10 protein-coding genes and 1 pseudogene are annotated in these 11536 nt (G+C 37.5%); 2 read left to right on the top strand and 9 right to left on the bottom strand.

Annotated features, from left to right (window positions below):
• Positions 1-220: 220 nt before the first annotated feature.
• From KIT90_RS06395 to KIT90_RS27910, 9 genes are read right to left on the bottom strand one after another with little or no spacing between them, the layout of a single operon-like run.
• Positions 221-1396, bottom strand: coding sequence for a DegT/DnrJ/EryC1/StrS aminotransferase family protein (locus KIT90_RS06395; RefSeq protein WP_285375903.1), 1176 nt, complete (start codon positions 1394-1396; stop codon positions 221-223).
• Positions 1397-1404: 8 nt separating this feature from the next.
• Complete coding sequence (locus KIT90_RS06390) at positions 1405-1824, bottom strand: MaoC family dehydratase (RefSeq protein ID WP_285375902.1); 420 nt, start codon at positions 1822-1824, stop codon at positions 1405-1407.
• A gap of 1 nt (position 1825) precedes the next feature.
• The gene (locus tag KIT90_RS06385; RefSeq protein ID WP_285375901.1) at positions 1826-2473 is read right to left on the bottom strand and encodes an acetyltransferase; all 648 of its coding nucleotides are present in this window, start codon (positions 2471-2473) and stop codon (positions 1826-1828) included.
• Position 2474: 1 nt separating this feature from the next.
• Positions 2475-3068 (bottom strand): sugar transferase, encoded by a 594-nt coding sequence (locus KIT90_RS06380; protein ID WP_285375900.1) that lies wholly within the window; start codon positions 3066-3068, stop codon positions 2475-2477.
• On the bottom strand, positions 3049-3882 hold the full coding sequence (locus KIT90_RS06375) for an aldolase/citrate lyase family protein (protein ID WP_285375899.1): 834 nt from the start codon (positions 3880-3882) through the stop codon (positions 3049-3051). The genes KIT90_RS06380 and KIT90_RS06375 overlap by 20 nt, the downstream gene beginning before the upstream one ends.
• A gap of 10 nt (positions 3883-3892) precedes the next feature.
• A complete protein-coding gene (locus KIT90_RS06370; RefSeq protein WP_373417667.1) occupies positions 3893-4999 on the bottom strand; it encodes a glycosyltransferase family 4 protein in 1107 nt (368 codons plus the stop codon).
• Between the two features lie 47 nt (positions 5000-5046).
• Positions 5047-5937: a glycosyltransferase family 2 protein gene (locus tag KIT90_RS06365; protein WP_285375897.1), complete on the bottom strand. Its 891-nt coding sequence runs from the start codon at positions 5935-5937 to the stop codon at positions 5047-5049.
• On the bottom strand, positions 5909-6940 hold the full coding sequence (locus KIT90_RS06360; RefSeq protein ID WP_285375896.1) for an EpsG family protein: 1032 nt from the start codon (positions 6938-6940) through the stop codon (positions 5909-5911). Before KIT90_RS06360 ends, KIT90_RS06365 begins: the two co-directional genes overlap by 29 nt.
• Positions 6909-8144: an oligosaccharide flippase family protein gene (locus tag KIT90_RS27910; protein WP_373417666.1), complete on the bottom strand. Its 1236-nt coding sequence runs from the start codon at positions 8142-8144 to the stop codon at positions 6909-6911. The genes KIT90_RS06360 and KIT90_RS27910 overlap by 32 nt, the downstream gene beginning before the upstream one ends.
• An 820-nt stretch (positions 8145-8964) precedes the next feature.
• On the opposite strand from KIT90_RS27910, the pseudogene KIT90_RS06355 reads away from it, so the two are divergent.
• Together KIT90_RS06355 and wecA are read left to right on the top strand one after the other, a co-directional pair.
• Positions 8965-10290 (top strand): annotated as a pseudogene (locus KIT90_RS06355) (MBL fold metallo-hydrolase).
• A gap of 147 nt (positions 10291-10437) precedes the next feature.
• Positions 10438-11520: a UDP-N-acetylglucosamine--undecaprenyl-phosphate N-acetylglucosaminephosphotransferase gene (gene wecA / locus KIT90_RS06350; RefSeq protein WP_285375895.1), complete on the top strand. Its 1083-nt coding sequence runs from the start codon at positions 10438-10440 to the stop codon at positions 11518-11520.
• Positions 11521-11536: the final 16 nt, after the last annotated feature.

Genomic DNA, 11536 nt, shown 5'->3' with positions numbered 1-11536 from the left:
GCAATGCAACAAAGGAACTGTACTCCTTGTCCCTTCGCAAAATTACGGCGCACAGAAGGCGCTGCAGGGGTTAGTTCTAGGTTCTAGGTTCTAGGTTCTAGGTTCTAGGTTCTAGGTTCTAGGTTCTAGGTTCTAGGTTCTAGGTTCTAGGTTCTAGGTTCTAGGTTCTAGGTTCTAGGAGGAAAGTAAAAGCACTCTCATTAGATTTTCAAATCAATATTTAGCGCTGAGCTTCTAAAAACACTTCTCGGATCACTTGAGCCGTTTTAGACACTTCTTCAGCCGTTAAGGTTGGGTGCACAAGGAACATCAAGCTTGTTTCGCCTAAAGCCACGGCATTGCTCAATCGCTGCTTTGGTCGCCAAGGTGTATTGTCAAACGCCTTCTCTAGGTACACTTCTGAGCAACTGCCTTGATAAGCTGGCACACCACGCTTAATGATGGTTTCTACGATGCGCTCTCGTGTCCACCCTTCTGCAAGGTTCTCAGGCTCTACAAACAAATAGTGTTTGTATGCAGCATGCTCACTGTATTCCGGCACTTCCACTCGGCGAACCACGCTTAGATCTGCAACCGCTTCATCAATTTGTGCAGCATTCGCTTGGCGTTGCGCTGTCCATGCTGGCATGCGAGCGAGTTGGATACGACCAATAACAGCTTGCAACTCTGTCATGCGCCAGTTAGTCCCGAAAGATTCGTGTAGCCAACGAAAGCCCGGTGGATGCTCGCGATTGTAAATCGCATCAAAGCTTTTACCGTGATCTTTGTACGACCACATAGTTGACCACAATGTCTTATCATTGGTCGTCACCATGCCGCCTTCGCCGCCTGTCGTCATGATCTTATCTTGGCAGAAAGACCACGCACCAATGTGACCAATAGTGCCCACACTGCGGCCTTTGTATTTCGCGCCATGTGCTTGAGCACAGTCTTCAATCACGTAAAAACCGTGCTGCTGTGACAGCGCCATAATGGCATCCATCTCCGCTGGCATACCAGCAAGGTGCACCACAATCACCGCTTTTGTTTTTGGCGTGAGTACCGCTTGTATCGATTCCGCCGTAATCGCTTGGCTATTTAGGTCTACATCCGCAAAAACGGGTGCAGCACCGGAAGTCACAATTGATGAAGCAGAAGCAAGGAACGTTCTTGAGGTGGTAATCACTTCATCGCCCTCGCCAACGCCCAAGGCTTTCAATGCCACGTCGAGCGCAAGTGTGCCGTTACCAAGAGCAATCGCATATTCACAACCTGCCCATGTAGCAAACTCTTTTTCGAACTCGCGACACTCGTTACCTGTCCAATAGTTCACTTTGTTTGACAGTAGCACACGGCTCACTGCATCCGCCTCTTCTTGAGTAAAAGAAGGCCATGGAGAAAATGGTGTATTAAGCATAGTAAACCCTATGGGATGTAGATTTCAGCCGTGCCATCAATGACAGTTTTGCTTCTGACTTTGCAAACCGTATCAAAATGAACTCTGCGCTTTTTCAAGTCGATAGACTTAACTGTTGCAGAGGCAGTTACCGTGTCCCCAATATAAACAGGACGCTTAAAGTTAAAGGACTGCCCGACATAAACACAACCAGGTCCTGGCAGCTTGGTACCAAACAAAGCAGAAAAAAAGCTTCCTGAAATTAACCCGTGAGCGATCCTTCTTTTATATCTAGACTCCAAAGCATAAACTTCATCGACATGAACTGGATTATGGTCACCAGAGAGTCCGGCAAACTGTTTGATGTCTGCATCAGTGATAGTTTGCGAGTACGAAACCGTCATCCCAACCTGAATATCTTCAATTGGAATATTGTTACCGACTAACATCCTAAGCTCCTCTCTTTATCGACTTCGCTGGGTTACCAAACACCACGTCACCAGCTTTTACACTTTTTGTAACAACAGCCCCCATACCAACAACAGCACCTTGTCCAATAACTATTGGTTTAACTGGTGTTCCTTGTTTGATAACTGCTCCAGTACCAATATAAGCATGATCTTCTATATGAATGTTCCCGTTACATTTTACGCTTGGGGCGAACGTAACAAAGTCTCCAATTACGCAATCGTGCGCAACGTAGCTGTATAAGTTGGCGTGAAAGGACTTACCGATCTTTGTATTAGAAGTAATTGTAGTAAATGGGCACAAGATGACCCCCTCACCTATTTCGTTCGAGTCCATAATGACAGAGTTTGATGCCACTATGTTTACTTGCTCGACTTCATCATTTTCAAGCTTAACTGATATTTTTTCTCTCACTTTTGAGTCAGCGATAGCTATAACGGCTTTTTTTTCTATATGGGTTGCTTCTAGAAAGCTCTCATAGCTACAGACTTTAACCCCATTTAACTCGCTAACTTTTGCTGCATCATCGATAAACACTATTTCGTATTCATCTGAATAGATATTCCTTACAACAGGAACAACTTCTCGACCAAAGCCACTAGCTCCATAGACGCCAATTATTTTATTCATTTTATTTATTTCCTTTAAAGTACGGCATAGTCGCTTCACCTTGCGCACTGATGCCTTCTTTAATAAATACTTTTTTAACGGTTAAAAAGAGTATCTTTATATCTAGCCAAATCGTTTTATTATCGACGTACCAAACGTCTAACTCGAATTTCTCTTCCCAACTGATCGCATTACGGCCATTAATCTGCGCCCAACCCGTTACTCCAGGGCGAACTTCATGACGTCTTGATTGCTCTTTGCTATAAAGCGGTAGATATTGCATGAGCAACGGACGAGGCCCAACTAAGCTCATTTCCCCTTTTAACACATTCCATAATTCTGGAAGTTCATCTAAGCTGCTATTTCTTAGCTTATCGCCAAAGGGAGTCATACGCTCAGAATCCGGTAGCGGGTTCCCTTGTTGATCAACCGAATCTTTCATGGTGCGAAACTTCACCATTTCAAAAGGTTTTCCATTCAAGCCCGGACGCGTTTGACGGAATAGAACCGGAGAACCAAGATTTTTACGTACCTTCCATGCAAGGAGAAAAATCAAAGGCGCGAAAACCAACAAAGAAACGAATGAGATTACTACATCAAATAACCTTTTCTGCATTCTTTTGAATCCTTTCAGAAATACGACTCACAATATCTTTTAACTCTTTTTTATTTACTAACAATTCGTGTTTTGAAATGATTTTCAAATCATTGTATTTCTTTTTCATCTTAGAAACCTCTAGTTTCAAATCGACTTTTTCAGTGGAAGTTGACACAGACTTATCATTTTTGAATGTTCTCGATAAAATAACCGAATGAGAATTCAATCTAACATGTTCTGATAGAATTAACTCAGCAGGAAGATCTCCTTCGCCCAATTTAGCTATCCCTCCAAAGCCAACAACACTACCTGACATGATAATTTTATCTATCATATATTCTACAAGCCCACTAGAGAGGACTTCGAACATAAAGTTAAGCCCCAAACTTATTTTTAAATCATTTAAACCAATAAAAAATTCGTCAATTCCTTTTACAGCTATTAAATCATCTATTCGAGACATCGCCTGGGCTGTTTCAATCATGACAATTGTCCTAGCCCGACCATCAACCATATTAACGAAATCTTGGGCATCTTTGGAATCAAATGCCATAGGTAGCATGATAATGTCCGCGCCACTTGCTATCACACAATCTATCTCGTGTTGTGAATTAGGGTTAATTGGGTTGACTCTAACAAGTAAATCTGATTTATTAATTACAGCGCGTACGGCTTTAACATCTTCGATTGTATGATTGGAAAGTACAGTATTTAATCCCCTTTGTCTTTCTGATTTATTTAAAAACTCTAGGTCAACAAATATTCTATTTACACCTGCTAATTCTGCCTCTAAAGCAAATGCAGGCTCATTAGTAAGAATCATTAATTGCATGGTAATAACCTTAAGAGAAAATAATATTCATTCGGTCTTTATGAGTCAAATGAAGCATTATTTCCCTGTCAAAATGTTCAACACACCGTTTATAACCGCTTTCAGATAAAGCAAGCCTCATTTCTTTATCTGAATATAACTTCTCCATTGCTTCTTTCAGTTCAGAAACATCTCTAGGAGCGATCAACAACCCTGATTTGTCTTGCTCTATAACCTCAGAAGGACCTGGAATATCCGTAGTAATAATAGGCACCTTGAGAGCCATTGCTTCCTGTAAAACCATACTAAAACCTTCTCGGTAAGAAGGATGTACGTGAACACTGAAACTAGAAATGAATTTCGAGGTATCCTTTTGCGCTCCAACAAAAATAACTTTATCAGAAGAATCAGCCCAATCTAGTAAATCTTTTTTTATAGGATCGCCATCAAATTTACTTCCAACAAGAACTAGCTTTATATCTTCATGGGTGCTGGACATCTCTCTAAATGCTTCAATAAGTTCGTTTGTGCCTTTATCTCCTCTCAAACTTCCTACGTAACCAAAAATAAAATCATCCGGACGTAAGCAATACTTATTTAATACAAAGTTTCTACCATCAGCCTTCATATCAAGATTAAACTTTTTGAAATCTACCCCTATTGTCCCTCCTTGTCCAATAACAGAACTTTCATTTTCTTTATATAATTTCTCACATATCGAAAATTGTCTATTCTTTTCACTAGCTGGTCTTATGTCCGTTGATAGAGAACAAGTTAAATATTCAATAAGTTTAAATATATTTCTCCTTACTCCACTAAATCCAACATATCTAATCCCCCATTGACAATATAACCTTTTAGGAACGCAGGCCATAAAACTTGCAATAGATGAATAAAATGCAGCATTTGGTGTTGCATACTGAATTATATCAAATTTTTTAAACTTGAAAATTTTATATAACTCATAAGTATTTTTAATAACATCGAAAATTGAAGTTCCTCGAGTCATGTTAAGATTAATACAATCAAATTCGTTGCGATATTTAAAGTAGAAATCATCTGACATATTACATATCAACGTAATATTAAATCCTTTTTTCTTATGATACCTTGCAGCCTCTATAATAAAAGCAGACATTGTCGCATCAACAGTTGTTACAATACAATACTTGACCATATTATCTATTAATCTATACCAGGTACTTTAGTTTTAAGAATAGTATCAATTTCATTTTTAACATTATTCACATCATTACTACTATGCTCATTACTTCTTAAAAAGCTAGTCTTTACCTTCCCATATACATTCACTTTAGATAATGCTTTTAAAGCCAATTTCTTAACATTATTCTTATAAATCAGTTTTCTTATTTCGCTATTAGAAAGCATACCTTTTCCGTAGTTTCTAATAATTTCATTTCGTTCATGAAAACTAGTTTCTATTTGACTAACACTCACATTAGCATCATCTCGATAGAAATAAAGAGGTTCGTCTATTCTTGCGTGAATACTATCATTTAGTGAACCGTTAGAAATGGAGCGAATCCAGAGTTCATAATCTTCAGTCCTCTTGTTTAGAGTCGAGTATTTATTATTTTTTGACCATGATGACTTGGTTAATATTGTAGGATGTCCTATTGAGCTTCCAAATTTTAAGTAATTTTTTAATGTTATTGAATGATCGAGAGATTTTCTCAAGTTCAATACGTTATTATTAGTATCTACGACTGCTATTTGTGTCGAAACGATATCTAGCCCATAGCTTCTGATAAAATTTAACTGATGCTCTATTCTTCTAGGTGAACACATATCACCACTATCCATCCGAAGAATAAAATCAGACTTAGCTCTCTCGTTTATTTCATTTAATCGATACGCTAATTTCCTATTCCGTCCATCATGAAAAACTTTTACTCTTGGATCGTTAATGCTCATCAATATATCCAATGATTTATCTTGAGAACCATCATCAATGGCAATAATCTCCCAATCTTCATAAGTTTGAGCAAATATCGACCTCAATGTATCAACTAGATCATTCTCGTTGTTATATACGGGCAACCCCACAGTAACCATTATTTTTTCTCTTAAAGTTGATTAAAAACTCTTTAAATATTGCGATAAAAATCAAAGGATAGAAAATCCACGCCATAACTCCAAATCTATCGGAATAAGGTATTATTAGTGATAATATATGAAAATTACCTACTAACGCTGTCAACTTAGTTAATATCAACAGATTTTTATTTTCAACCCTAAGATTTTTTATTGTTAGTAGAAATAAAATAGGCAAAGAGGACATAATCCAGAAGTCAAATCTAAACCCAATATTATAATCATGCTCTCCTTTTAAATACATTGCGGCCTTAAAACCTTCTAAGTATTGTGACAAAGGAGATATAATTGAAGATAAAACATTAAAATATGATAGTAACGTTGCCAAAAGCCAAAAAATAATAATATATTTCTTCTTAAAGCCAAATTGTAAAACGTAGAATACAATTAATATAAAAATACTGTTATGAATAACAGAAGAAACTAACAAACCAAATAAACACAAATATTTTCTGTCATTAAAACAAAGTGAAAGGATAAATATTGACAAAGCTAAAGCTTGCCTAATAACATTACCATTTAAGGAGTAGAAAAAAGGGTAATTAATTAACGCTATCGTAACTAAGCAGCTAAAAAAGACACTATTTGATATTTTAAAACTAAAAAAGTAATAAGATAGCAAGAACAAAGTAGGTATTGTAATGAATATGAAATTAATGGATGAGTCCATTATATTTGCAATATTAACAAAAAAAATAAATCCGACTTCATAACCGAAGACCTCATTGCCATTTCTTAAATCCTCTATCATGTTAATATATGGTAGTGTGTCAGGGGTTGAATATACATCCCTAAATGCCACGATATAAGAAACTATAAATACTAAAGGAACAATAAAAACAAATCCTATCTTATAATTGTCAATTTTTAATGAGTGAACAGAAAAACTCAATATAAAGCACAATATACAGAAGATAGATATAATTAAAATGTCACTTTTTTGAAGGTAGTCTACGGCCCACATAGTATCTCTTAGTAAGAAGATAAAAAACAAATGAAATGGATAATGCTAGGAAATTAAAAACATTATACAAATAAGCTAGGTAATCCTCACCTAGCAAATCTAGCTGAAAACCATATATATATATCGCACACAAGGATAAAACTAAAGCCTTTATAAAAATAAATTTTGACATGCGCTGCCTAATGAGGAATTGGAGAAAAACAATATCCAGCATAATAAAAATAACACTCAAAGACATTGTGTCTAACATTTGTACTGATGAAATGTACTTTTTCGAATATATTATTTCAATAAACAAACCGGACAACATCCAAACCATAAAACATGAAACAAAAGAGAATATCAAAACAAAAAAAATCAAGTTATTCACTCTGGAATAAAGATTGTTGACACTCTGTTTAACAAAAATATATTTTGAAAACATCGACTTGATGAGTATTAATGAAAAAGCTCTAACCTGCTCTATTAACTGAACTGAGACCGCATAATAAGCCAACACTTCAGTATTGAGTTGATGCTCAACAAAAAATCGATCAATCCTAGTGTACAAATACGTCAAAAATATACCAAACCAAAACTTTAAACCTCGAAAAAATATAATTTTAGTTATATAAGATGAAAATGAGAACTTTACATTAAACAGCACTAACATATATAACATTAAAGTTAAGAAAATTATTGCTTCCATGAACCTCGCATTAATAAATGAATTAATTCCCTCCCCACTCCTATATGCTATAAAATATAATACCGCTCTAATAACCAAACTTAAAACATTTGCTATGGTAGTATATTTAACATTAAGAATTGCTAAACTATAGTTAGTTGAAGTGGATGCAATTTCATTTACACAAAGAATAAACACAAAGGAAAAGAACAATTCACGTTGAAGTCCAGATATATTGAAGAAATCAACATATATAGATGCAACAGACATACAAAGTACAAATATTAACAACCTTATAATAATTACACTTGTTAATACCTCGTTTACAATTCTTTTATTTTTAACTAGGACAGGTACCACAATTTCGCTTGATATCAGCAAACAAAAAGAATATACCAATAACGATACATTCATTGCGTATTGCCAATAGCCATACTCATTTACACTGACTGTCCTAGCCAATAAAGAATCACACAAGATAAAAAACACGACAGTAAATAATCGGTCAAATATCTGAAATGATATATATTTAAACATATAGAAAAACAGTCACAATTGAAAATATTGATAAAGAGAGTTCGAGTGTACATTTTGATAACTAACCACTAATTAAAAAGACGTAACATTTAATGCTTAGTTTTTAAGGAAAGTATTGAGGAGGGAAAACCTTATGCCTAGCCAATGTATCACTCAAAACTGCGTATCAGCTTTGATTTTGCCCCTCTGACGTAATGGAGCTTTACTTAAATGTTTGTTTAAGCGCTCCTTTTGATAAGAAGCGACTTGCCAGATGCGCAACTGTGTGCTTAATTATATTTATATGTTACGGCATTCCTTGATGATGTTCGTCATCATGTGCGCGTGATTTCTAATTTGAGTACGCTACCGCCCCTAGGTCTGGCTCCTAAAGGCAATGCAATCCGCTCTAATATATTGACGTACTCTAGGCATGGAATTGTATAGCAAACAGGTTGCAACTAAAAGACGCAAACTCACGAAAAAATGACTTTTTACTGACATTATTTTGGCGTTACATTTATAAAAACTTACCATGAATACCCAAGTCGTTATAAATCAACACTTTATAACACCGCAATTATAATAATTATTTATGCAGTTACATAAAACATAAAGCAACGAAAGCGCATGGTAATGCATAGTTCCGTGCCACCTCACACTCTATAGTAATCACTTATCGCCATATTCATGACTCTCGTTTATGTGTGTCCAATTTCGTCTATTTTTGCCACTTTCCTTCTCCTTTTCGATGAGGTTGTCAATTAAGTTAAACCCGACGAAAAATGGCTTATCTTTTAAAGAATAAACTCTAGGTAAATAGCGAAAAGGAAAAAGGCTTATGCCGGTTGTGCGCCACGGAGGAAAGCACTCAGTAACAGGCTCTTGTCACGAGCTCAAGTTACCCAAAAGCAGCATTTTGATCGATTGTGGGCTTTTTCAGGGACGGGACGCATTGAAGAATGGCAAACACCGCTCATTAGAAATTGAGTTTTCTGTCCGCAGAATAAAAGCTTTGGTGCTGACTCATGCGCATATCGATCATATTGGTCGCTTACCTTGGCTATTAGCTGCAGGCTATAAAGGTAAAATTTACTGCACTCGTGCGACGGCAGAGCTGGTGCCACTAATGCTAGAAGATGGATTGAAGCTTCAACTTGGATTAAAAAAAGAACAAAGGGAACAAGTCCTGAATGTCAGTAAAAAGCGATTAGTACCTTGTGATTACCAAACATGGCTTCCGCTTAAAGAGTTGGCTTATCTTCGCTTTCAGCCAGCGGGGCACATTCTTGGTTCTGCTTATGTGGAGTTTAAACTTCCTAACAATGAGGTGGTGGTCTTTTCTGGTGACTTGGGGCCAAGTAACACACCGCTTCTTCCAGACCCTGTCTCCCCTACTCGTGCGGATTATCTGTTTATCGAATCCACTTACGGTAACAAACAGCATGAGAGTGTCGAGATCCGAAGCCAAAGGTTACTCGCAATTATTCGTCATGCGCTTGAAGATGGTGGTGTGATAGTGATTCCGGCATTTAGCGTAGGCAGAACGCAGGAGTTGCTGTTTGATATTGAACAGCTTATTCATCAACATGATTTACATCACTCGCTTCCTATCATTCTGGATTCTCCTTTGGCGAAAAAAGTCACCAAGACTTACCGCCGATTTAAAAAGCTATGGGGAAAAGAAGCAAAGCAGCGTTTAGGGAATCATCGTCACCCTCTGGCGTTTGAACAATGTATTACTATTGAGTAATCATGCGGAACATTTGCGCTTGGTAAATCGCCTCGCTAGCACGGCAGAGCCCGCTATTGTGGTCGCGGCTTCTGGCATGTGTGAAGGCGGCCGTGTGGTCAATTACCTCAAAGCCTTGTTACCGGATAAGCGTAATGATGTGTTATTTGCAGGCTATCAAGCAGAAGGACATTAGGTAGGGATATACAAAGCGGAGCTAAAGAAGTGATGATTGATGATCAGAGAATTCATGTGCAAGCTCAGGTACATACGATGTCTGGCTATTCTGCGCATGCAGATAAATCTGATCTGATTCGTTTTGTGGAAGGGATAAGCGCCCCTCCTAAAGAGATCCATTTGATTCATAGCGAGAAGGCGGCAAAAGAAGAGTTATTTGTCAGCTTAAACTCAAACAATTTAAAGGTAATCCGTTGATTTGTCGGTTAAGATAGGTAAAAGCACAATGTAATGTAGGATAAATTCTATTGCCCCTTTCACATTGTTACCAAATTTCTGCTTGAGATAGCGTCGTCCTCCGCTAAAATGGTCGCCGAATAACTATATACGATGTTGGCGCACTTTATGTTTCTCGAGCTTTTATTTATCTTTTTCTCCTCATTCGCAACCCTCTTCCTTATGCGAAAAGCTGCTAGAACAGTAGGCTTAGTAGATAAACCAAATGAACGAAAGCTGCATGAAGGCGCGGTTCCTTTAATTGGGGGAATATCAATTTGTATCGTGTTAGTTCAGTTCTTAACTTTCAAACCTGAAGTGATCGAATACAGTTGGCTTTATGTTTGCTCTATCGTTGTTCTTACCTTTATTGGCGCTATTGATGACAAGATAGACCTTAGCTTCAAAATTCGTATGGGGATCCAAGCTGCACTATCTCTGATCATGATTCACGTTGCTGGTATTGAGCTACATAGCTTGGGTAATATGTTCGGCTTCGGAGAAATATCTTTGGGCTGGAGTGGTGTGGTAATCACTGTACTGGCAGTTATAGGGGCAATTAATGCCTTTAATATGGTAGACGGCATTGATGGGTTGCTGGGTGGGTTATCTATTGTGACGTTTGGTGCATTAGCTTACTTGCTACAAGTCGACTCTCAACACGGATTGGCTTATTTATGTGTGGTTATCATCGTAGCTATGCTGCCTTATATTTTTATGAACCTTGGTATTCTTGGCCGTGAAAGAAAGGTATTCATGGGTGATGCTGGCAGCATGATGATTGGTTTTACAGTGATTTGGCTACTGTTGGGGGTCAGCCAGGCTGAGAGCAAGCCCTTAATGAGACCAGTAACTGCATTGTGGCTGATTGCTGTTCCGCTAATGGATATGGCTGCAATTATGATTCGCCGTGTGCGTCGTGGCGACTCTCCATTCAAACCGGATCGTGAGCATTTACATCATATTTTCCAACGTATGGGTTTAAGCTCGAAACAAACGCTAGTTGCTATTTGTGGTATTGCTACTTTGTATGCAGCATTTGGTATTTATGGTGAGATGGCAGGAATTTCAGAAGCAATCATGTTTTACACTTTTATTGGATGCTTTATTGTGTATTCTATTATCCTTGCTTACATTTGGCGTATCACGAGTTTCGTTAGAGAAAAAATCAACACGAAAGCAAGACGTAATACATCTACTAATCCTCAATAATAAAAAGCCCCTGTTA

The sequence above is a fragment of the Vibrio sp. B172a genome (assembly GCF_030248355.1).
Classification (GTDB): domain Bacteria; phylum Pseudomonadota; class Gammaproteobacteria; order Enterobacterales; family Vibrionaceae; genus Vibrio; species Vibrio owensii.
Note: the sequence above shows the minus strand (reverse complement) of the source record. Positions and strands in the feature narration are given on the sequence as shown.

Excerpts from the sequence above, each read along its gene's own strand:
- KIT90_RS06380 (WP_285375900.1), bottom strand. The coding sequence starts at position 3,068 with ATGCAGAAAAGGTTATTTGATGTAGTAATCTCATTCGTTTCTTTGTTG.
- KIT90_RS06360 (WP_285375896.1), bottom strand. The coding sequence starts at position 6,940 with ATGTGGGCCGTAGACTACCTTCAAAAAAGTGACATTTTAATTATATCT.
- KIT90_RS27910 (WP_373417666.1), bottom strand. The coding sequence starts at position 8,144 with ATGTTTAAATATATATCATTTCAGATATTTGACCGATTATTTACTGTC.
- KIT90_RS06365 (WP_285375897.1), bottom strand. The coding sequence starts at position 5,937 with ATGGTTACTGTGGGGTTGCCCGTATATAACAACGAGAATGATCTAGTT.
- KIT90_RS06370 (WP_373417667.1), bottom strand. The coding sequence starts at position 4,999 with ATGTCTGCTTTTATTATAGAGGCTGCAAGGTATCATAAGAAAAAAGGA.
- KIT90_RS06395 (WP_285375903.1), bottom strand. The coding sequence starts at position 1,396 with ATGCTTAATACACCATTTTCTCCATGGCCTTCTTTTACTCAAGAAGAG.
- KIT90_RS06385 (WP_285375901.1), bottom strand. The coding sequence starts at position 2,473 with ATGAATAAAATAATTGGCGTCTATGGAGCTAGTGGCTTTGGTCGAGAA.
- KIT90_RS06390 (WP_285375902.1), bottom strand. The coding sequence starts at position 1,824 with ATGTTAGTCGGTAACAATATTCCAATTGAAGATATTCAGGTTGGGATG.
- wecA (WP_285375895.1), top strand. The coding sequence starts at position 10,438 with ATGTTTCTCGAGCTTTTATTTATCTTTTTCTCCTCATTCGCAACCCTC.
- KIT90_RS06375 (WP_285375899.1), bottom strand. The coding sequence starts at position 3,882 with ATGCAATTAATGATTCTTACTAATGAGCCTGCATTTGCTTTAGAGGCA.